Source organism: Streptomyces sp. NPDC048361 (genome assembly GCF_040651795.1).
In the GTDB taxonomy this organism is placed as follows: domain Bacteria; phylum Actinomycetota; class Actinomycetes; order Streptomycetales; family Streptomycetaceae; genus Streptomyces.
In genome coordinates this window covers 1-20,887 of the sequence record NZ_JBEZKW010000066.1, presented here as the reverse complement: position 1 = coordinate 20,887, position 20,887 = coordinate 1, and the positions used below count along the sequence as shown (strand labels likewise).

Below are 20,887 nucleotides of genomic sequence, written 5' to 3'. Positions count from 1 at the left end.
CATGCGGGAGGAGAGGCGCACGGCAGGCGGCACCACCCTGGCGATCCTGCACCCGGGGGCCCGGACGGCCCGCTGGGACAGCGACCTGCTGGGCGCGGTCCGCGACCGGGTGGAGGAGCTGCTCGTCGAGTGCGGCGCGGTGGTGGTCCGGGGCGCGGGCATCGCGGACGCGGACGAGTTCCACGGCGCCGTCACCCGGTTCGGCGACCCCCTCATCGACAGCTACCGGGGCGGCAACACGCCGCGCATGACGGTCTCCGACGGGGTCTTCACCTCCACCGAGTACCCGGCACGCTTCGACATCTCCCTGCACAACGAGCTCTCGTACGCGCACCGCTGGCCCCGGCGGCTGTTCTTCTGCTGTCTGACCGCCCCCGAGACAGGGGGCGCCACCCCGGTCTGCGACGGCCGTGCGCTGCTGGCCTCCCTGCCCGCCGCGGTACGCGAGCGTTTCGCGTCCGGGGTGGTCTACCGCCAGCACCTGCACGGCGGCCTCGGGCTCGGGAAGTCGTGGCAGTCGACGTTCGAGACGCGGGACCGGGGCGTGGTGGAGGCGTTCCTCAAGGACGCGGAGGCGGACTTCGAGTGGACCGGCGAGGGCGGACTGCGCGTGATCCAGCGCCGCCCCGCGGTCCGCCGCAACCCGCTCACCGGACGGGACGTCTGGTTCAACCAGGCCGACCAGTGGCACCCCTCGAACCTCCCCGGCGACGAGAGCGCCAATCTGCTCGCCCTGATCGACCGCGTCGAGGACCTGCCGCACTGGGTCACGTACGGGGACGGCGCGCCCCTCACGGACGATGACCTCGCCCAGGTGCGGGCGGCGGCCGCCGCCAACAAGCTGGTGGAGTCCTGGCAGGCCGGCGACATCATGATCGTCGACAACATGTCGGTGCTGCACGGACGGGAGGCGTTCACCGGGGCGCGCCGTGTGGTCGTCTCCATGACGTGACGCGGCGGCACGGTCCCGGAAAAAAAGGGGGAGGCCGACCCGTGCGAGCGGGCCGGCCTCCCCTCGTCCGCGCCGGGACTCCACCGCCCGGCGCGGGCCGCCTCGCGGGGTGGGCCGTCTCGCGGGGTGGGCCGCCTCGCGGCGCGGGCCGCCGTTCTGCGCGCCGGGCCCGGTCAGTCCGTACGGACCGCGAAGAGCGAGTAGCGGCCCGACGCCACCAGGCCGTCGTCCCTGGGGTCGCCCACCGCGAACCCGCGGGCCGCCAACTCGCCTATGAGCAGCGGCAGTCGGCCCTCCGTCGCCGTGCCCGGCTCGTCGTGCACCTCCAGGGCGATCCGCCGGATGAGCGGCCAGTGCTCCTCGTCGATGCCCCGCAGCACATCGGCCTCGGCGCGCTGGACATCCACCTTGAGCATGTCGACGCGCCGCACCCCGTGGTCGGCGATCACGTCCGACAGACGCCGGGTGGCGCAACGGACGGGCACCTCACGGAACTGGTACTCCAGCATCTCGTCCAGGACGTCCAACTCGTCACCGAACTCCCGCCGCGGCTCCGCCAGCACCTGCCGCTTGATGAAGTCCCGGTCGGTCTCGGTGGCCGCGTGCGAGGCCGTCGCCGACATCGTCGAATAGCCGGGGTAATAGGTGAACTCCACTTCCCCCGCGGTGTCGGAGAGCGCGCAGGAGAAGAGCTTCGCCGTCACACCGTGGGCGCGCGTGTTGCGCCGGAGCTTCTCGAAGACGACGGGGACCGGCTCGAAGGCGTACACGGTCGCGGTGGGGCACACCGCGTGCACGAACAGCGAGTACATCCCGATGTTCGCCCCGACGTCGAAGACCACCGCGTCGTCCGGCAGGGTGACGCCGTCGGGCAGGTAGGAGCGGCGGACGAATATCTCCTCGTAGAGATAGGCGGTCTCGTGCGCGTTGATGCCGTCCAGACGGCTCGGATCGATGTCCATCGTGCACTCCTGCGGATAGGGCGGGGCGGGGCATACGGCACCGGACACCCTCACCGAACCGACTGACGACCGGCTGACGCCCGGCCCCGGGCCGTTTTCGGCCACTTCGGCCATGCTGAGGTCAACTGGCTTGGATTCACACCAAGTTGGGGTCGCCGCCCCTACAATCGACCGCACGTCACGGCGGCGTACGCCGTGGCAGTGGCGGCGTCTGAAGACGGGGACGACGACCGCGGCGACGCGTACCAGCACGGGGGACGGGGGCGTGAGGATGGCGGGTGGTGACACGGGCGGCGCCGGCCTGTTCGCGCTGCCCATCGTCGTGCCCCGCACGACCGAGTACGCCCGTCTCGGGGTGCCCCCCGAGGCCACCGCCGAGGAGATCCGCGCGGCCGCCGCCCGGTACGACGCCCAGCTGCAGGCGCGCGGGGCCGGGCACGACGAGATCGTTGCCGCGCACGCCGTCAGCCTGGAGAGCGCCGAGGCGCGCGCCGCGCACGACGCGCGGTTTCCGCCGCTGCCGCTGCTGCGGATCGCACCGACCTGGGAGCCCGTGCTCGACGACCGCGACGCCGGGCTCAGCGTGCTGCGCCGGGAGATCGAGGGCTTCCTCGCGGCGGCCGGCGAGAGCGTCCACCACCCCATGGACACCACCCGCACCGACTTCACGAGCGACTTCACCCGCACCCATCTGCTCGACGGCTTCGCCGACGAGTGAGCGACGAGCCAAGACGAGTCACGACGAGCGACCCCGGAGGGTCCCGCATGGAAGACGAGCTCCACCGGGTCGTCGGCATCGACCTCGGCACGACCTATTCCGCCGTCTCCGCCTACGACCCCGACGACTTCGCGCCCAAGATCCTCGCCGACCCGGAGCACGAGGGCGCGGCCGCCGTCGCCACACCCTCCGTGGTGCGGATCGACCCCGCCACGGGCGCGCTGGTCGTCGGCCATGAGGCCAAGGACGCCATCAGCCACGACGCCGGCGCCGGTGACGCGCTGGTGGAGATCAAGCGGGAGATGGGCGCCGTCTTCACGCCCGAACTGCTCCAGCACTTCGGCGCCGGCGCCAGCTACGCCGTCGGCGACCCGGTACGGGCCAGGCTCGGCACCGAGTGGCTGCGCCCGCAGGAGATCAGCGCACTCGTGCTCATGCGGATGAAGCGCATCGCCGAGCAGGCGCTCGGCGCCGACATCCACGACGCCGTCGTCACCGTACCCGCGTACTTCATGGAGCGGCAGAAGAAGGCGACCGAGGAGGCCGCCCTGCTCGCCGGGCTCTACCCCCGCCAGCTCATCCCCGAGCCCACCGCCGCCGCCATCGCCTACGGTGTCGACCGGGCCGAGTCCGAGCGGCAGATCTACCTCGTCTTCGACCTCGGCGGCGGCACCTTCGACGTGTCGATCATCGAGACCCGGGACGACGAGATCGAAGTCATCGCGACCGCCGGCGACCAGCGGCTCGGCGGCGGCGACTTCGACGACGCCGTCGCCGCCTGGATCGTCGAGCGCCTCGGCGAGAGCCTGCCGAAGGACATGGACCGGCTGCGGATCAAGGCCGCCGCCGAGGTCGCCAAGCGCGAACTGTCCCTGCGGTCCGCCACCACCGTCGACCTCGGCTCCGGCACCGTCCCCCTCGAACTCGACCGGGCCGGCTTCGAGGCGCTGATCCAGCCCATCCTCGACCGCTCCCTGCGCCAGGTCGACGAGGCGCTCACCTTCGCCAGGACCGCCAAGGGCGTGGAGCGCGACCACATCAACGCGGTGCTCCTCGTGGGTGGCTCGACCCGCATCCCGCGTGTCAAGCAGATGCTGCTGGACTACTTCGACCAGGACGAGGCGTTCGTACGCGGCGACGCCAACCCCGACACCCTGGTCGCCCGGGGCGCCGCCATCGTGGCCAACCGGTTCGAGCCGTCGCCCGCGTTCGACCTCGCCACCCGGCCCGACGCCGAGCGCTCCGCGGACGAGCAGGACTACACGGTCACCCTGATCACCGAACACACCCTCGGCGTCGGGGTCCAGCAGGGCCGCTTCAACGCGCTGATCCCGCGCGGCACCAAGATCCCGGCCCGCCAGGTGAAGTCGTACACCAATCCCGAGCAGGCCGACCGCATCGAGGCGGCGATCTACCAGGGCGAGGGCGAGTACGTCTACGACAACTCCCTGATCGGCACGATCCACCTCGACGAGATCGAGCCACGGCCCGAGGGGTACCACCAGTTCGATGTCGAGTTCTCGCTCGACGTGAACGGGCTGCTCGGGGTGCAGGTCACCCACACCAACACCGGGCGCGAGTACCAGGCTACGTTCGACCAGAGCACCACCATCGGCAAGGTCGACGAACTCGCCGAGCGACGTGGGGTGTTGGAGGAGCTGTACGCCACCGTCCGCCCCGCCGGAGCGCGTCCGCAACCGGCCGCGCCGGCGAACCCCGGGCCGCCGCCGGGGCCGGGAGCGTTCACCGTGCCCGCGCCGATCGCCCCGCCCGCCGCCCCCGTCCCCGCGCCCGCCGCGCCCGCGCCCGCCGCCACCGTCCCCGCACAGCCGGCGCACCCCGCCCCCACCACGTCCGGCACCGACATCCCTGCCGACGCCGACCCCGGTGACGTGCCGGCCGAGTACCGGCGGATGGTCAAGAAGGCGCTGCGGGCCGCAAGGGACGGCGGGGCGCCGGCCGAACTGACCGGCGCCCTGGCCGCGTTCCTCGACGGGGTGCGCGCCGGCGTCGACGAGGACACCCTGGACGAGCTCGCCGACCGGCTAGAGGACGCATATGACCACAGCCGTCGATGACCGGACCCGGGTCATCGAGGAGGAGCTGGGCGCCGCGTACGCGGGGGTCGGCTGGTGGGGCTCGCTCTACCGGGCGCCCCGGCGCCGGCGCTGGTACCGGCTGATCCCCGTCGAGGAGATCAGCGGGGAACAGCGTGCCGAACTGCTCGGCTGGCAGACCCGGCCGCGCCGGCCCGACCTGGTGCCCGTGGTGCGCGAAGAGCGCGGCGAGCAGCGGCAGTTGGCCGACCGCTGGTTCCAGATCGTCAGCTACGAGACCGACGCGGGACGCAGCCTCTCCGACGCCCTCGCCGAGCAGGAGCCGGCCCACCGGGTCGCCGCGGTGGCCGCCGCGCTGCGGGCGTTCCCCGGCTGGCGCGAGGCGATCGGCGCGGGCCTCGTCGCGCTGCCCGCCGACATCGTGCTCGCCGGGCACCGGCCGCTGCTGCTGCCGCTCCCGCCCTGGGGCACGCCGTCGCTCGGCGAGGTCTTCGCCGAGCCGGAGCGGATCGCGCATCTGACGCCCGAGGGGGCACGCGGTCTGCCGGCCGGGCCCCGTGACCCCGGACTGCACAGCCTGGGCGTCACGGCGCTGCGCTGCTTCGAGACCCTGCCCGACGACGACCCCGAGCGGCTGCTCCAACGCGCCGCCTGCGCCGGCGTGTTCGCGGCCCCGCGACGCGAGGGCCGGCTCGCGTCCTGGACGCGGCGTGTGGAACCCGTACGCCTGGCCCGCGAGGAGCTGGGCGAACTCACCGGCCCACGGGCCACCGCCCTCGACGACGCGGCGGTGCGCCGGCTCACCGACTCGCTCGACCGCGCCCGGCACGCGATGGACCCGTTGACGGCGGTACGGTCGCTGCGCGAGGCGGGCGAGCCGCGCCGGGCGGTCGGGGTCGCCCACGCGGCCCTCGTCGACCGGCCCGGCTACGCGCTGCTGCTCCTCGCGGCGGAGATCGCCCACCGGGATCTGGGCGAACCCCTGGAGGCCCTGTCGCTCCTGGAACGCGCGGTGCAGACGGACCCCGGGCGCACCGAGGCGTACGCGGCGCAGCTGTCCGTCATCGGCGGCTGGGCGGCGGTCCAGGTCCGGCTCGCCGGCGCCACCGACGACTCCTACGCCCGGCGGCTGCGGGCGACGGCCCGGGCGGCCTTCGACCGGCTGCCGCACGCACTGCGCCGCGATCACGCCCACGCGATGGCGTCCTGCCTGCTCGGCCAGGGCGAGTTCACCGAGGCCAACGCCTTCGTACACCAGTGGCTGCACGACGGCGGCACGCTGATGTGGTGGCGGTTCGACCTGATGCTCGACTACGGCGAGACCTTCCTCGGACTCGGCCACGTCGACGCGGCGACCCACATCGCGGAACAGGTCCGAGCGGGGCTGCGGCGCGTGCGCGAGAACGGCCAGATGGACCGGTCCGAGATCCATGAACACGGCCTGCGCCTGGCCGACTTCGCGCTGCGGCTCCACGCGGCCAAGGCCGCCCCCGGCTCCCAGGACGGGACCCGCGCCCCGACCGCCCCCGGCTCCCAGGACGGGACCCGCGCGCCCACCACCCCCGGCGCACAGGACGGGAAGGCATCCGCATGACCACGATTCTGTTGTTCGCCGTCCTGTCGCTGTTGATCCTGACCAGCGCGGCCGGCGCCGGGTACTTCCTTCTCGTGCTGCCGAGCCGCTGGCGCCTGCCGTACGAGGAGGCCCTCGCCCTGCTCGCCAGCGACGACCGCGACGCCCTCGAACGCGCCGACCGGCTGCTCGGGCAGGCCGTCAACGAGGGCCCGCGCGGCCGGGCGCTCAACCGGATCCGTTTCGCCCAGGCCTATGTGCGGGCCATGCTGGGCACCTACGAGCCGGCCCGCTACGCCGCCGCCGCGACCGTGCTCGACGAACTGACCGCCGCCGAGGGCCCGACGCGGGACACCGCCCACTTGGAGCTGTACGTCCAGGCGCGGCTCGGCAACCACGACCGCGTCACCGATCTGTACGCCGCCCACCACGACCTGCTCGACGACCGTCCCCGGAGCCGCCGCATCGCCGCGATCTCCCATCTTCAGCTGGCCACGGGGCACTGGCGGCGGCGCGAGACGGACGGCGCACTGCACCACTTCGACCGGGTGCGGGAGCTGGGCGAACTCACCGAGCACATCCCCACAGAAGTCAACGACCTCCAGCTCGTCAAGGGCGTACAGGCCGTGTTCGACGGGCGCACCGACGACGCGCGGGAGGCGTTCGCCGACGCCCGTACGCGGTCGGTCGAGCGGGAAACGCCCACCGTGCAGGCCGAGTTGGGGCTCCTGGTGTGCGACTGGCCGCAGGGGGACCCGGTACAGCTGGGGCGGTGGCTTGCGCGGCTCGCGGAGCAGGTGGGCCCCGACGACCCGGGCCTCGCGGAGGAGGAGCGTGTCACGGCGGGCCGGCTGCGTACCGGCATCGCCGTCCTGCGGCTCGTCGCGCTGCTGCGGGAGTGGCTGGCCAGGCCCGCCCTGTCCGGGGCGCCCGCACCGGACGACTTCGAGGAGCTGCGGCGCCGGGTGGAGGCGGTGCGCGAGGCGGACCCCGAGCTCGGCGACGCCGCCCTCGTCGACGGGCTCGTCCGCTACTACTTCGCCTTCAGCCAGCCCGAGCGCGAACAGGCGCTCGCGACCCTGGACGCCGGCACCGCGCTCGCCAAGGGCGTCCTGCTGCCCGAGGTGCTCGACCTCATGGAACGCGAGCGGGCCCTGGGCGGGGAGGGCGACGCCATCTCGCGCTACCTCACCCTCGTCGCGGAGCTCCTCGACGACCCCGACCGCTCCGACGAGGACCGGGCCCACTTCCGGCGCCTCAAGGCCAGGTTCGCGCTGTACGGCGACCCGGGTGACCTGCCGGAGGGCGCGGTCCCGCACCAGCGGGCCGCGGCCGACGACCACCGGCGCCGCTCCCGTGCGCTGCGCCGGCGGATCGAGCTGATCGTCTACCCCCGCATCCGCGACCTGCCCGACGACGCCCCCGCCAAGCGTGCCCTGCGCGACCTGCTCGCCGACCTCGACCGGGCCTCCGGCGTGTACGCCGAGGGCGCGGAGATCCTGCACGGCGCAGAGCAGCAGCTCATCACGCGTACAGGAGAGATCCTGCTGCCCGAGGAGCCCTGACCGATGACCAGCAACCTGCCGACCCGGCGGTCCGGGGCAACTCCCGGGCGCATCGCACGACTTCTGCCGCGCAAGCATCCCGTGGCCGACCACGCCGGGCTGCTCGACCGGCTGCCGCCCGTGGAGCACAAGCCCGCGGCCGACGAGGACCAGCTCTTCGAGCAGAGCTCGCTCGCGCGGGTGCTGCTCCTGCTGGTGAAGGTGGACCAGGAAGCCGAGTACCTGCTGTGCCGGGAGCTCGCCGAGCACGCGCTCGGCACGGTCCCCGACCCCGGCGAGGCGCCGGAGGAGGGGGAGCGCGCATGACCGGCACCGGCCGCGCTCACACGTTTCAGGAGATCCGCCCCGTGCAGTCGCTCGTGGCGCCGGCCTTCGAGTTCACGGAGGTCGCCGGGCACGGCGAGTTCGCCGAGCACGACCGGAGGCTCGAGGAGCTGGCGCGCGAGGCGGCCGCCGCCGTGGCGTCCGAGACCGCCCTGATCCTCGCGCCGCCCGTCTCCGCGCTCCTGGAGATGTCCCTCGACCTCGGCAGCGGCGACGAGGACCTCCTCGACGACGCCCGCGCCAACGCCGCCGCGCAGCAGTACGGCATCGCCCTGGAACTGCTCGACGAGTATCTCGACGCGCACCCCGGCCACCAGGAGGCGCGTTATCTGCGTGCCTACTGCCTCTACCACCTGGGCGGGCCGGGCCAGGTGGAGGCGCTCCGCGCCCTGCTCCCGCTGCGCGCGGACCCCCCGGACGACGACGACCTGCGCGACCGGGTCGGTGAGCTGCGCCGTGAACTGCGCCGCCGGCTCACCCCGCTGGAGATCACCGCGTACACCGAGACCGTGCGCACCGATCCGCTGGGCGCGCTGGCCCGCGTCGAGGCCTTCGTGGAGCTGGCGCCCGAAGAGGGCACCCTGTCCTATCTCCTCGCCCTCGGCCAGGCGCGCGAGGGCGACCTGGAGCGGGCGCTGGACACCGCGGAGCACGGCGCGGCGCAGGCCGACACCGACGGCGAGCAGGTGGCCGCGCTCGCGCGCAGGCTGCGCCTCGCGCTGCTCGCACCCCATGTCAAGCCGGCCGTCTCCGCGTTCAAGACGGGCGACGTGGACCGCGCCCGGCGCGAACTGGCGCGCCTGGAGCCCGAGTGGCGCCACAGCGTCGTCGTCGTCGACTTCGACGCGTATCTCGCCCAGCTCGCGCGCCGGGCCGACCGGCACGCGCCGCCCCCGGCGCCCCGGCTGCCCGCCGACCGCGCCGACGACCTGTACGCGCTGATCGCCGACGCCGACGGACAGCGCGCCGCCGAACTGATGCGCACCGGTCGAGCCGAACAGGCCGAGCGTCTCCTGGCCCATGTGCTGTCCCTCGTGCCCGACTTCCCCTGGCTCAACTTCCTGTACGCCGCCTGCCTCTACCAGCTGCTGCGCGACCCCGACCGGGCGGCCGTCTGCGCCGGGATCGCGCGGCGCGACCCGGCCATCGCCCAGGCCGGTGAGCTGTTCGAGGCGATCAGAAGCTGGCAGGAGGCCTCGCTCGTCAACCCTGTCGTGGACGAGTACGTCGCCGCGATGGAATCCGTGCGCGACGGTGTGAGCGTCGAACGCCTCACCGCGCTGCGACGGCGCCTGACCGACCTCGACCGCGTCCTTCCCGCCCTGGCGTCGGCCGTCCACAGCGCGACGGGCATCCAGATCGTCCGCGAGCTCGAACAGGCCGTCCGACAGCGGCTGGTGGAGATCGCCGACGCCATCGTCGTGGGCGGCCTCTACGAGAAGTACGACCGTCTCCTGTCCACGGTCCAGGGCGGCATCTCCTCCGCGCGCGACGCGGACCGGCTCGGGCAGGCCCTGGACACGATCTCCGCCGAGATCGACGGCGCGCGCACATCGGCGCGGCAGGGCGCAGGCGACCGGTTCGACGAACTGGCCGCCCTGGTGCGCGCCCGCCGCGCGGAGGTCGACAAGGTGAAGACGAGCATCGACGTCTCCGCCCTGGTACGGCGGTTCAACGACCTCGCAGCACGGCAGTCCGAGCCCCTGGCGCGCCTGCGCGCCGACCCGTACACGCTGCGCACCGAACTCAACCGGATCCTGGAGGACGCGCGCCGCCTGCGCCGCGGCGCCCAGCACGCCCTCGACCCCCGCGACCGGAAACTGCTCGACGAACTGATCGCGACGATCACGGGGACGCTGCGATGACGACGGCGGGACGGGACACCGTGACGACCGCGGCCGCGCACGACCCCGCGACCCCGAGTGGCGGGGCGGTGCCGCCCGGCGGCGGGCAGTGGGACGTGTTCATCAGTTACGCGCGTGAGGACTACATCCAGGCGAAGGATCTGCACGACGCCCTCAGCGGCTGTGTGACCGCGCAGGGCGGCGCGCCGCGGATCTACCTCGACGTCTCCCGCACCAGCGGCACCCCGCTCGGCGTGGACTGGCAGACCTTCCTCGAAGAGGCCCTGCCGCGCAGCCGCCATGTGGTCGCGCTCTACTCGGCGACCTACTTCGACAAGCCGGTCTGCCAGTGGGAGCTGCACGAGGCGTACAAACTGAACCCGCCGGAGGGCGGGCGGCTCATCCCGCTGCTCATCGACCCGGGCGCCGCCGCGAAGGTTCCGTACATCGTGAACCGGATCAACTGGATCCCCACCACGCGACCGCACTGGATCGAGGAGGTACGCAGGGCGGTGGGGCTGCGCACCGCGGGGGCGCGCACCGCCCTGCGGTTCGGCACATCGGTCGGCGGGGCGGTCGTCGGCCACACCCTGACGCCGGTGAGCGTCACCGGCTCCGTACCGGAGGGCACCCCGCAGTGGCCGGCCGACGGCACGGTCACCCTCAGCGCCGAGCCGGCCGGGGCCGGGCTGACCGGCACACTCACCGTGCCCGTCGTGCGCAACACGGCGCTCTTCACCGACCTCGCGTTCCGCGGCGCCGCCGCCGAGGTGCGGCTCGTCGCGACCGCACCCGGCTGCGAGCCCGCCACCACCGCGCCCTTCGCCGTCGGCGCGCCCGAGGAGCCGCCCGCCTGGGACGAACCCGACCGGCCCGCGCTTACCGCGCGCGGACGCCCGGTGTTCTTCCCCGACGGCCGGGCGCTCGCCGTCCTCGACGGCCGTACCCTGACCGTCCACACCGCGGGGTACGAGGCCGCGGGCGCCGCGGAGTTGAGCGACCGGCCGCGACTGTGGGCGCGCGGGCGGCGGCTGCTGGCCGTCGCCGACTGGTCGGGGCGGGTGCTGCTCGCCGGCCCGGAAGGACGGGTCCGCGCCGTGGACCTTCCGGCGCGGCGCGGCGCCCGGCTCAACGTGCCGGGCGCGCTGGCCTTCGACGCCGACGACACCCTGTACGCGGGGGCGTGGGGAGGGACGGTCTGGCGTCTGACCCTCGACGGGACAGCACCGGAGCGGGTGCTCGAACACCGGCCGGGGGTCCAGGTGTTGACCGTCGACGGCGAAAGTCTGCTGGTGGGCGGCTTGGACGGACGGCTCACCCGCTACACAGCCGGCCGCGCCGGCGCCGAGCACGCCCTGGAACCGATGCTGCTCGCGATGGCCCGGATGCGGGGCTTCGTGCTGGCCGTCGGCGAGCAGCGGATCCACCGTCTCGACCCGGCAGGCGGCCGGCTGCTCCAGGTCTCCCAGCCCATCGGCGCGGTCACCGCGACGCTGCCCGGTGAGGAGCTGACCGCGATCGTCGACGCCGCGGGCCACGGCGTGTGCTTCGACGCCGAACTCGCGGTGCGCGTCGGCTTCCACTCGGTGCCGGGCGCCCGGCCGGTGGCCGCCGCGCAGGGCGGCCGGCTGCTGGTCCTCGCCCACCCCGACGGCTCGTACGCGCTGGTCCGCGACGGCCGTACGACCTATGTGTCGCGCCATCCGATGACGCTGTCCGGGGACGGGCTGCGGGCCGCGGTGTCGGACGGCGAGCGGATCCTGATCGTGCCGCCCGGCGAGCTGGCCGGCGGCCCGGCACAGGGGGAGCGGGCATGAGCGCACCACGGGCGCTGGAGAGCCGGCCCGATGTGCTGTGGCGGCTCGCCGGACCGCTGTGGGCCGACGCCGAACGGCAACTCCCGCTGACGCAGGGCCAGTTGGACGCGCTCGTCGAGGCTTGTTTCCGGATCGGCGTGCACCCCTCGACCGAGCCCGCCGAAGCGCTGACCCTGCTCGCCCGCGCCCATCGCCTCGACAACGCCAACCCCAAGCACCCCTACCACGTGGGGCTGCTCCACCTGCGCCACGGCCGGCTGGAAGCGGCGGTCCGCTGGCTGACGGCGGCCGCCGAACTCGCCCCCACCCACCACCGGATCTGGGCCCATCTGAGCCTCGCGCACCGCCGGCTCGACGAGGCCCGCGCCACGACCGAGGGGTACGACGGCGCCGACCGCACCCGCGCCGAGACCATCGCCGACACCATCCGCGCGGGCCGTGACGACTTCGACCCGGAGGCCGAGCCGCCGCTGCCGCTGCTGCGGCCCGGCGAGTGCCGCTGGTCCGGCGTCCACGACATGACGGCCGACGGGCGGCTGCGCGGCCGGACCGCGGAGCGCAGCCGTGACGTGCTCGCCGTGGAACTCGCCGATGTCGCCGCGCTCGCGGAGCGGCGCCGCGGCGGGAGCGCCGCGTTCACCGTGCTCGCCGTGGAGTGGATGGTGTACGGCTATCCGCCCGCGACGGTACGCCGCCTGGCGCGGCGGCTGCCGGGGGAGGGCGGGCCCGCGGTCCGCCTGCTGCACCTGGTCTGCGACCTGTTCGAGACCGACCGCGCCGATCTGCCCGACCGGCTCGCGTCCTGCCTCGCGGACGGCTCGCTGCCCGACACGCTCGCCGCCCTCATCCACCGGCAGCGGCTGTTCTGGCGGCCGCTGCGCTTCCCCGACCTCGGCGCCCACGCGGCGGCCAGGGCCTTCACCGACGGCGACCCCACCCGGCACGAGAAGGCCCTGCGCGCCGCCGAGAAGGCGCTCGGCGCGGGGCCGCCCCAGCCGATGCGGGACGCGGTCGCGCCGGATGCCTCAGCGGATCCGGCGGATCCGTCGGGGCCGACGGGTCCGACCGGACCGACGGGGCCCGATGAACGGCTCGCGGTGTTCGAGCAGGCGGCCGCCCGGCTCGGCGGCCTCGGTGACGACGCGCTCGTACACGCCAAATCGCTGGCGAAGGGCGCGCTCGGCCATGCCGACGACTTCGCCCGGGCCACCGGCGACAAGGAGATCCTGGCCGCGCTCGTGAGCCGGCTCGAAGCGGTACGGCAGGGATGGCTTGAGGCGCTTCAGCGGTTCAAGGACACCGAACCCGCCGGCCTGGTCATGGAGTTCGAGGAGTTCCGCCGCCGGGTGGAGGAGTGCGAGGCGCTCTTCCAACAGCCGCTGGGCAGTCTGCGCAGCATCCTGACGAAGAAGGTCGAACGTAAACTCCTCGCCAGAGAAGGGGAGTTCGCGGGCGTCGAGCCCGCGCCGTCCGCGGCGGCGCTGATCCTGGGCGAACGCCTCGCGGCGCTGGAGGCGGAGCGGCCCCCCGGGGCCGGGGCGCCCGCCGCGCCCCCCGCGACCGCGCCCGCCGACCGGATCCCGGAGCCCGCGCCGCCGCCCGCCGGCGCAGGGCCGCGCGAGCGCGTCACCCACGCCCTGCGATCCGCCGAGGCCCGGCTCGACGCCAACTTCGACGACGCCTGGCGAACCCTCGACGCCTACCCGCCCGCGCTGCGGCACCGCGAGGCGGTCACCCTGCTCCGCGCCTACGTCGGCGGGCAGCAGGCCGAGTGCGATCTGCGGCTCGGGCGTACGACCGCCGCCCGGCGGCGCTGGGGCGCCATGCTCAAGGACGACCCGCTCCACCCCGGCGTGTTGCGCAACCTCGCGGTCGCGCACACCTCGGCGGGGGATCTGGCCCCGGCCGCGCAGGCCTGGCGCCGCCATCTCGAAGGGCTGTACCTCAAGGACCTGGCCCACGGCGACATCCGGCGGGGCGCCGCCGAACGGGCCGAGGTCCACCGCGTCCTGGCCGGCTCCTTCGGCACGGCCCCGCTGTGCGCGGGTTCGTCGCCCGACCGTGAGTTGGAGGGCGACCTGCGCGACGTGCCGCCGGTCCTGGCGAGCAGCGGCAAGGTCGCGGTCGCCACGGCCCACCTGCGCCTCGAAGAGCTCAACCACACGCTCGCCCACCGCGCACCGACCCTGCTGCTCGGCGTCGGCCGCTCGGTGGGTGAGGACGAACTCGCCGCCGCCCGCGACCGCGCCGAACAGAGCGTCGAAGCAGCCGTACGCGAACTGCCGGCCCGGGTGCGCGAGCCGTTCGCGAAGCTGTGCCGGCAGCGCATCGACGCGGCGTACCGGGACGCGTCACAGACCCACGGGCGCACCCGCAGGGCCGGCGACGACACCGAGGAACAGGAGCACGAGAGGTGGGTGCGCGGGCGCATCCTGTGGCGGCTGCGGCTCGTCCGTGCGCTCACCGGGGCGGACGCGGAGTGGCCGCTCACCGAGTACTCCGGCGACGTCATTGCCAACCTGCACCTCATCGACGCGATGCCGCTCGACCCGGCGAACGACGTGGTGCAGCGCGCCGCGCGCCTCCTCGGCATCCCCGGCGACCCGGCCGAAACCCTCGCGCGCCACAACCAACTCGCCCAGTTGGCCTGCAACTTCGCGCTGGGCAGGATCTACGACGCGGCCGAGGAGACCGCCACCGGCACCGCCACCCAGGACTTCCCCGAGCGGTTCCGGCGCACCGCCCGCTCCTGGGGGCGCAACGGCGACACCATCCCCGAACGGTACGCGGACCTCCTCGACGACCCGGCCCAGCTCTACCACCCCTCCGCGCGCTCCGCGTTCGCCATCCTGGAGACGTCCGCGACGCCCGGCGACGACACCGAGCGGCGCGTCGTCGAGGCTGCCGTGACCGGTCTGACCCGGTGGGTGGCACGGCTGCCCGGCGCCACCGGGCCCGCCCGCGCCCTGGCCAGGCTGCTCACCAGCCTCGACCGGCACGACGAGGCGCGCGAAGTGCTGTCGACGGCACGCCGCGACGCGTTCGGCGAGCGCGGCAGACAACGGCTCACGGTGGCGTTCGTCCGCAACGACATCGACCGCGGCGCGTACGCGGAGGCCGTCACGCAAGTCCGGGCTCTCCTGGACGGCGGATCCGACGACGAGCGGCTGCGCCACCTCCTGATCGAGGCGTACAACCGCTGGATCGGCGCGGGCCACCAGGTGCCACCGGCCCGGGGTATCGCCGACGACCTGGCGCGGTGGAGCGACGCGGAGACGGTTCAAAGCTGCCGCGTCCTGGTCGTGGCGGCGACCATGGCAGCGCACCGGAACCGGCCCGACGGCACCCGCCTGCTCGCGGACGACCTGCGCGCCCTGTGGAACGCGGATCAGGGCAACGTGGAGGCGCGCTACCACCTGGTCACCGTGTTGTACGCACTGGCCTGGCAGATCCGCGAGCAGGTCCGCTCGTCCGCCGGCGCCGGCCGCCGCACCCTGCGCGACCGCCTCGATCTGGCCCGCACGGAATGCGCCCACCACGCCACCGCCCTCCTCGGCACCGGGGAGACGAGGTTCGCCGGCTCCGCCGACGGCGCGCAGGAACGCGTGTCGGACACGGGCGCCCTCACCGACGAGACCCGTCGCGCGAAACTCCGCGAGATCCTCAAGGCGGTCCGCCCCGACCCCGCCTGAGCGGGTCGGACCCGACGGTGCTCAGCGCGTCCGGCGGGCGTCGTGGGCCGCCCGGGAGGGCTACGCGCGCTTCTTGCGCGGCTTGGTCGCGGTGGCCGCTTTCGGCTCCTCGGGCTCGCCCGTGGCGATGCCCGCCGCCGCGTCCTGTGCCACTGCTGCGAGAATGGTCGCGAGGTTCACGTGCAGGTCGAAGGGGGCGAGCTCGAAGTACTTGAGAGCCTTGCCGTCTTCGGAGAGTTCCAGACTGCCGAGGACCAGACCGGCCTTTTCCAGCCGCTCCAGGTGCATATAGAGCAGGGGGCGGGACATGCCGAGCCGGCGGGCCAGCTCGCTGACGTACATCCGGCCCTCGGAGAGCTCGGCGATGACCCGCAGCCGCTGGGCATGGCCGACAGCCGCAAGTACAGCCAGAAGCTCCTCGCTCGTCATGGCCCACCTCTAGCAATCCCGGAAACCCTGTAGGCGGAGACTTTCCCATGGAATGAACGGCTGTCAAACGTTCGTCCCCGCCTACAGGCGGTCGGAGGGGGCGGCGGGCACCGCCACCGCCGTCAGCAGGAAGTCCTCCGTCACCAGCCAGCGGCCCCGGAAGAGGACCGATCCCGGGCGGCCGGGCAGGACCCGTGCGTGGAAGGCGCCCCGGTCCGAACGGGGGCCGGGGGGCGCCGGGCGCAGGGTGACGTGGATGTCGTACAGGGTGCGCGGACGGGTGAGGCCGGGGCGGGCGCCGTCGGGGAACCACGCCTTGAACGTGGCCTCTTTGGCACAGAACAGCAGCCGGTCCCAGTGGACGGCCGCGTCCAGGCGCAGGAGCGCGGCCCGGTGCTCCTGCTCCTCGGGGAGCGCCACCGACGCCAGGACGCCCTCGCGCAGCGGGCGGTGCGGTTCGGCGTCGATGCCGAGGGCGCGCACCTCGGTGCGCCGGGCGGCGACGGCGGCGCGGTAGCCGCGGCAGTGGGTCAGGCTCCCGACGGTCCCGGCGGGCCAGCGCGGGGCGCCCTCGGCGTCGGGCAGGAGCGGGGCCGGTGCCACGCCGAGCCCGCGCAGGGCCAGGCGGGCGCAGTACCGCCCGGTGGTGAACTCGCGGCGGCGCCCGGCGCCCACCCCCGCCATCAGGGCCCGCTCGGCGGGGAAGAGGCCCTCGTCCGGGGCGTCCCCGAAGTGCTCGGCGGCGGCGACAGTCTTCGGCAGGAGGTCTTCGATCAACTTGGCTGAGAGGTAAGGGAGTTGGTGAGGGCGCCGGTCTCGGTATCGCTGCTGGTGCCGGTATCTCTGCCGGTGCCGGTGCCGGTGCCGGTGCCGGTGCCGGTGCCGGTGCCGGTGCCAGTGGCGTGGGCGTTGGCGTTGGCGGGCGCCACCGGTTCCTGGCGCGCCTCGTGGCGGGTGGTGTGCAGCGTCGCCACCACGTCCTCGGCCACTTCGAGGACGCTCGGCCGGTCGAGCAGCACCGTGCGGTCGATCGGGATTCCGCACCGCTGCCCGAGTTCGCCCGACAGCCAGGTGCCGGTCATCGAGTCGATGCCGTACGCGCTGAGCGGGATCTCCCGGTCGATGAGGTTCTGGTCCAACCCCAGCGTATCCGCGAGAAGTTGGACGAGGTGGTCGGCGACTTCCCGTTCGGTGAGGGGCGTCGGTGCGGCGGGCGTCCGGTTCTCCATGGGCGTGCTCTCCTTTGCTTGTGCGGGGCGCGGCCCAGGGCGGCCGGGCGGGTGTCCCGCCTCACCGGCTCGACCACTGGGCGAGCAGCGGCAGCCGCCCGGCCCGTACGTCCTTGGCGCAGTCGCGGCGGCGGGTCTTGCCGCTGGTGGTGCGGGGCACCTGGTTGCGGGCGACGGCGAACACGCTCACCGGTGCGGGCAGCGCCCGCGCGACGGCGATGCCGGCGGCCCGTACGGCGTGGGCGAGGATCTCGGGGTCGCGCTCGGTCGTCTCGACGACCACCGCCACCCCCGCCACCTCTTCGTCCAGCGGCCAGGCGGCGGCCCGCTGGTGCGCGAACGCGGCGTGCGCGGCGCCCGCCACCGCCTCGATGTCCTGCGGGAAGTAGTTCTCGCCGCCGACCACGAGGACGTCCTTCAGGCGTCCCGTGATGAACAGTTCGCCGTCCTCGACGCACCCCAGGTCACCGGTGCGCACATAGGTCGTGCCGGGGGCCGCGTCGGGGTGGTCGCCGTCGAGCCGCGCCGCGAACACCTGTGCCGACTCCGCCTCCCGGCCCCAGTACCCCTGGCAGTTTCCGGGCGAGTCCACCCAGATCTCGCCGACCGATCCCGCCGGCAGCGGGCGGCGGGTCTCCGGGTCGACGACCCGCATGCGTACACCGGCCAACGGTGCGCCGCAGCCCACCAGTTCGACGGCGGCCTCCGCCGACGCCGCCGGCACCGCCGTGCCCCGCGCCAGTGCGTCCCGGTCGTAGCGGCGCACGGGCGCCTCGTACAGCGGGCGGCTCAAGGTGACGCTCAGCGTGCACTCGGCGAGCCCGTACCCCGGCGAGAACACCTCCGTACGGAAGAACGAGGGCCGGAAGGCGTCCGCGAAGCGGCGCAGGGTGTCGGCGCGCACCGGCTCCGCGCCGTTGGCCGCCACCCGCCACGTGGACAGGTCGAGCCGGGCGCGCTCCCGCGCCGGAACGCGCCGTACGCACAGCTCGTATGCGAAGTCCGGGGCGGCCGCGAAGACGTCCTCCTCGGCCTCGATCGCGCGCAGCCACACCATCGGGTCGCGTACGAAGGTGGCGGGCTCCATCGTGACGGCCGCCGCGCCGGAGACCAGCGGCAGTACGACGCCCGTGCAGAGCCCCATGTCGTGGAAGAAGGGCAGCCAACTGACCACAGTGGTACCGGAGTCGATCTCGCACCGGTCGCGGAGGGCGGCCATGTTGGCGACCAGGTTGCCGTGTCCGACGATCACTCCTCGGGGGTCGCTGGTCGACCCCGAGGTGTACTGGAGGAGCGCGACGGCCGTGGGGTCGAGGGCCGACGGCGCGGCGGAGATGTCGACGCCGGCGGGGGCCGGGGTGCGGGCCACGGCGATCCGGGCGAACGCGGAGCCGTCAATGGCCGGGAGGCCGCCCTCGCCGGCCTCCTCGGTCGGGGAGACCAGGACCGCGACCGCGCCGCAGTCCCGGCGGATCACCGCGAGCCGGTCGGCGCGCTCGCTCCTGCGGGGGCGCGCGCCCGTTCGTAGCGGCGGTACGGGCACGGCGATGAGCCCCGCGTACAGGCAGGCGAGGAACCCGACGGGGAAGTCGGCTCCGGGCAGCGCGGGGACGACGACCCGGTCGCCCGCCGACGCCACCGTCCGCAGGGCCGTGGCGGTGGCACGGACCCGGCCGAGCAGCTCCGCCGCGGTGACCCGGTCGACGCGCTCGCCGCCGGCGCCGAGGGCGGTGAAGACGGGACGGCCGGCGTCCGGCCCCGAGGCGCGGAGCAGCAGCGCCTCCACGACGGTCGCGGGGTGGGGCGGTCGTGCGGCGGGGACCGGCTGGTTCACGGTCGGCTCCTCTCGGTCGGCACGGGGTGCGTGGCGGCGGTGCCGGGCAGGGCGCCGCCGTCGAGCCACTCCTGGAACGCGGGCAGATCCGGCAGGATCACCGTCGAGCAGGCCAGCACGGCGAGGTTCTGGCACATGGCCGTGATGGCCACGACGGTGCGGCCCGCCCGGAACGCGGACAGCATCTCGGCGGCCGTCCCCATGCTGGGTTCGTGGCCCGGCAGCCACGCCACGCAGATGTCGCTGCGCGCGGCGAGCCGCGTGAGGTGGTGGAACATCTCGGTCAGGGCCACGAGTTCGGGCGCGAGGTCGGCACGGTGGACGGCCGGCAGATCGCCCAGCGCGGCGTGCGCGGCACGTACGTCGGCCCGGCACTCCGCCTCCCACTGGGCCATCAGGGCCCCGGGGTCGTGGATGACGGCGTCGGGCCGCCGGGCGAGGATCGCCGAGGTCAGCGCCGTGCGGTAGGACTGGTCGACGAGGTTGGAGCCGGTCCTCGCGCCCTGCATGGTGCCGGCGAGGAAGAACGACGGCGTCCGCTCGGCGGTGCGCGGCGGCGCGGTGGTCCTCACTCGTCCTCCAGGCTGTAGTCGGCGAGTTCGAGCCCGGCGGGGGCGGCCGCCCGGTGCAGCGCCGACGCCTCCAGGAGGAAGCCGTACACATCGGCGCGGTCCACGGCGACGGCGTCCGCGACGAGTTCGGCGTCGCGGTCGAACGCGGCGGATCCGTACCGGGCGACGGCGCCCTGGTTGTTCTTGCTGATCAGGCGGGGGAGCAGGGAGCTCGTGGGGCCGGCGGGCCAGGGACCGGCGAGCGGCAGGACGAGCTCGGCGAGCCGGCGCTCCCCGGGGTGCAGCACCCGCACCGACACGCTGTGCTGTTCCGGGTGGAGCAGCTGAGGCCGCACCCAGTCGGGGTCCGGCGGTACGGCGCCGAGCACCCGGTCGGCCGCGAGGAGGAACGAGCGCGAGATCACGTTGTGGCCGCGGCGCGGACTGAACCGTACGTAGGTGAGACGCACCGAGTCGTCGTCGAGCCGCCACTGCACCCGTACGCCGCTCGGCGCGGGCGAGCCGTCGGCGCGTACCCGGTGGGGATAGGCCTCGGCCGCGAGGTGGACCACGCCGTCCACGGCTCCGGAGCGCATCAGCCGGAGCGGGCGGCAGTGCAGCAGATAGGGGTCGAGCACGGTGATGCCGTCGGCGTCGCGGTGGACGGCTCCCACGTGGCGCCCATCGATGCGGTACTCGATGTCGCGGCCCGCCATCTCGGCCACCAGGCATCCGGCCTCGAAGGTCTGCCAGGCGCAGGATCCGCCGAAGGAGCGTGACGTACGGCCCGTGCCGAAGTACTCGTGCAGCTGGGAGCCGCTGTTGTAGGGGAACGACAGGAGGACCTCGTCGAGTACGAGGTCCTCGACCGCGCGGAGCGACCGTTCGACGGCCTCCGCCGATCCCGTGACGCTGATCACGCTCATCCCGGCCTCCGCTTCGGCTCACTGGTCGTGGCAGTGGACCGCCCGCATGGCGAGGGCCCGGTGACGATGGTCGTCGCCGGGCCTGACAGGGAGCTGACGGGAAAGGAGCCGGGCCCGGCCGAAGAGGCCGGGCCCGCAGGGGAGTTGAGCGGAGCAGACGCCGGACCGTCGGGGGATTCCGGTCCGGCGTCCGTACGGGGACCCGGTGGCGCTAGCGGTAGACCTCAGCCGCCGGGTGGGGGGCCGGCGTGCCGACCGGTGCGGTTGCCGCGTCCTGCTGGGCGCGGCGCATCGTGCGGGACGGCCACCAGCTGGCGTTGCCGAGCAGGATCAGGGCCGAGGGCAGGATCATGACGCGGATGATGAAGGCGTCGAGGAGGACGGCGACGGCGAGGCTGAAGCCGATCTGCTTCA

At 74.2% G+C, this 20,887-nt stretch carries 17 protein-coding genes; 9 read left to right on the top strand and 8 right to left on the bottom strand.

Translation table 11 applies throughout. From position 1 onward, the window contains the following. Position 1: 1 nt before the first annotated feature. The gene (locus AB0D31_RS29020; RefSeq protein WP_362728569.1) at positions 2-952 is read left to right on the top strand and encodes a TauD/TfdA family dioxygenase; all 951 of its coding nucleotides are present in this window, start codon (positions 2-4) and stop codon (positions 950-952) included. 173 nt (positions 953-1,125) lie between these two features. Here AB0D31_RS29020 and AB0D31_RS29015 read toward each other — a convergent pair whose 3' ends face one another. Next, complete coding sequence (locus AB0D31_RS29015; RefSeq protein WP_362728567.1) at positions 1,126-1,914, bottom strand: FkbM family methyltransferase; 789 nt, start codon at positions 1,912-1,914, stop codon at positions 1,126-1,128. Positions 1,915-2,185: 271 nt separating this feature from the next. Between AB0D31_RS29015 and AB0D31_RS29010 the strand changes: the two genes are divergently transcribed. From AB0D31_RS29010 to AB0D31_RS28975, 8 genes are read left to right on the top strand one after another with little or no spacing between them, the layout of a single operon-like run. Further along, positions 2,186-2,632, top strand: coding sequence for a hypothetical protein (locus AB0D31_RS29010; RefSeq protein WP_362728565.1), 447 nt, complete (start codon positions 2,186-2,188; stop codon positions 2,630-2,632). A gap of 47 nt (positions 2,633-2,679) precedes the next feature. Then, complete coding sequence (locus tag AB0D31_RS29005) at positions 2,680-4,710, top strand: Hsp70 family protein (protein WP_362728563.1); 2,031 nt, start codon at positions 2,680-2,682, stop codon at positions 4,708-4,710. Further along, a complete protein-coding gene (locus AB0D31_RS29000; protein WP_362728561.1) occupies positions 4,691-6,283 on the top strand; it encodes a hypothetical protein in 1,593 nt (530 codons plus the stop codon). Before AB0D31_RS29005 ends, AB0D31_RS29000 begins: the two co-directional genes overlap by 20 nt. Then, the gene (locus tag AB0D31_RS28995; RefSeq protein ID WP_362728559.1) at positions 6,280-7,827 is read left to right on the top strand and encodes a hypothetical protein; all 1,548 of its coding nucleotides are present in this window, start codon (positions 6,280-6,282) and stop codon (positions 7,825-7,827) included. Before AB0D31_RS29000 ends, AB0D31_RS28995 begins: the two co-directional genes overlap by 4 nt. A 3-nt stretch (positions 7,828-7,830) precedes the next feature. After that, on the top strand, positions 7,831-8,133 hold the full coding sequence (locus tag AB0D31_RS28990) for a hypothetical protein (RefSeq protein ID WP_362728558.1): 303 nt from the start codon (positions 7,831-7,833) through the stop codon (positions 8,131-8,133). Further along, positions 8,130-10,016: a hypothetical protein gene (locus tag AB0D31_RS28985; RefSeq protein WP_362728556.1), complete on the top strand. Its 1,887-nt coding sequence runs from the start codon at positions 8,130-8,132 to the stop codon at positions 10,014-10,016. The genes AB0D31_RS28990 and AB0D31_RS28985 overlap by 4 nt, the downstream gene beginning before the upstream one ends. Further along, positions 10,013-11,812, top strand: a complete 1,800-nt coding sequence (locus AB0D31_RS28980; protein WP_362728554.1) for a TIR domain-containing protein — start codon at positions 10,013-10,015, stop codon at positions 11,810-11,812. The genes AB0D31_RS28985 and AB0D31_RS28980 overlap by 4 nt, the downstream gene beginning before the upstream one ends. Beyond that, positions 11,809-15,504: a hypothetical protein gene (locus tag AB0D31_RS28975; protein ID WP_362728552.1), complete on the top strand. Its 3,696-nt coding sequence runs from the start codon at positions 11,809-11,811 to the stop codon at positions 15,502-15,504. The genes AB0D31_RS28980 and AB0D31_RS28975 overlap by 4 nt, the downstream gene beginning before the upstream one ends. Positions 15,505-15,564: 60 nt before the next feature. On the opposite strand, the gene AB0D31_RS28970 is transcribed toward AB0D31_RS28975, so the two are convergent. From AB0D31_RS28970 to AB0D31_RS28940, 7 genes are all read right to left on the bottom strand, one after another. Further along, positions 15,565-15,933 (bottom strand): winged helix-turn-helix domain-containing protein, encoded by a 369-nt coding sequence (locus AB0D31_RS28970; RefSeq protein WP_362728550.1) that lies wholly within the window; start codon positions 15,931-15,933, stop codon positions 15,565-15,567. Between the two features lie 81 nt (positions 15,934-16,014). Further along, positions 16,015-16,710, bottom strand: coding sequence for a 4'-phosphopantetheinyl transferase superfamily protein (locus AB0D31_RS28965; RefSeq protein ID WP_362728548.1), 696 nt, complete (start codon positions 16,708-16,710; stop codon positions 16,015-16,017). Further along, a complete protein-coding gene (locus AB0D31_RS28960; protein WP_362728546.1) occupies positions 16,707-17,162 on the bottom strand; it encodes an acyl carrier protein in 456 nt (151 codons plus the stop codon). The genes AB0D31_RS28965 and AB0D31_RS28960 overlap by 4 nt, the downstream gene beginning before the upstream one ends. Before the next feature lie 61 nt (positions 17,163-17,223). Further along, positions 17,224-18,996: a fatty acyl-AMP ligase gene (locus AB0D31_RS28955; RefSeq protein WP_362728544.1), complete on the bottom strand. Its 1,773-nt coding sequence runs from the start codon at positions 18,994-18,996 to the stop codon at positions 17,224-17,226. After that, a complete protein-coding gene (locus tag AB0D31_RS28950; protein WP_362728542.1) occupies positions 18,993-19,568 on the bottom strand; it encodes a hypothetical protein in 576 nt (191 codons plus the stop codon). Before AB0D31_RS28950 ends, AB0D31_RS28955 begins: the two co-directional genes overlap by 4 nt. Continuing rightward, positions 19,565-20,473, bottom strand: a complete 909-nt coding sequence (locus tag AB0D31_RS28945) for a hypothetical protein (protein WP_362728541.1) — start codon at positions 20,471-20,473, stop codon at positions 19,565-19,567. Before AB0D31_RS28945 ends, AB0D31_RS28950 begins: the two co-directional genes overlap by 4 nt. A 211-nt stretch (positions 20,474-20,684) precedes the next feature. Continuing rightward, positions 20,685-20,887, bottom strand: a 203-nt coding sequence (locus AB0D31_RS28940; protein WP_362728539.1) for a hypothetical protein, incomplete at its 5' end; no start/stop codon positions are given.

What these genes read in the sequence shown, in the direction of transcription:
- AB0D31_RS29020 (WP_362728569.1), top strand. Translation starts at nt 2, where the DNA reads ATGCGGGAGGAGAGGCGCACGGCAGGCGGCACCACCCTGGCGATCCTG.
- AB0D31_RS29015 (WP_362728567.1), bottom strand. Translation starts at nt 1,914, where the DNA reads ATGGACATCGATCCGAGCCGTCTGGACGGCATCAACGCGCACGAGACC.
- AB0D31_RS29010 (WP_362728565.1), top strand. Translation starts at nt 2,186, where the DNA reads ATGGCGGGTGGTGACACGGGCGGCGCCGGCCTGTTCGCGCTGCCCATC.
- AB0D31_RS29005 (WP_362728563.1), top strand. Translation starts at nt 2,680, where the DNA reads ATGGAAGACGAGCTCCACCGGGTCGTCGGCATCGACCTCGGCACGACC.
- AB0D31_RS29000 (WP_362728561.1), top strand. Translation starts at nt 4,691, where the DNA reads ATGACCACAGCCGTCGATGACCGGACCCGGGTCATCGAGGAGGAGCTG.
- AB0D31_RS28995 (WP_362728559.1), top strand. Translation starts at nt 6,280, where the DNA reads ATGACCACGATTCTGTTGTTCGCCGTCCTGTCGCTGTTGATCCTGACC.
- AB0D31_RS28990 (WP_362728558.1), top strand. Translation starts at nt 7,831, where the DNA reads ATGACCAGCAACCTGCCGACCCGGCGGTCCGGGGCAACTCCCGGGCGC.
- AB0D31_RS28985 (WP_362728556.1), top strand. Translation starts at nt 8,130, where the DNA reads ATGACCGGCACCGGCCGCGCTCACACGTTTCAGGAGATCCGCCCCGTG.
- AB0D31_RS28980 (WP_362728554.1), top strand. Translation starts at nt 10,013, where the DNA reads ATGACGACGGCGGGACGGGACACCGTGACGACCGCGGCCGCGCACGAC.
- AB0D31_RS28975 (WP_362728552.1), top strand. Translation starts at nt 11,809, where the DNA reads ATGAGCGCACCACGGGCGCTGGAGAGCCGGCCCGATGTGCTGTGGCGG.
- AB0D31_RS28970 (WP_362728550.1), bottom strand. Translation starts at nt 15,933, where the DNA reads ATGACGAGCGAGGAGCTTCTGGCTGTACTTGCGGCTGTCGGCCATGCC.
- AB0D31_RS28960 (WP_362728546.1), bottom strand. Translation starts at nt 17,162, where the DNA reads ATGGAGAACCGGACGCCCGCCGCACCGACGCCCCTCACCGAACGGGAA.
- AB0D31_RS28945 (WP_362728541.1), bottom strand. Translation starts at nt 20,473, where the DNA reads ATGAGCGTGATCAGCGTCACGGGATCGGCGGAGGCCGTCGAACGGTCG.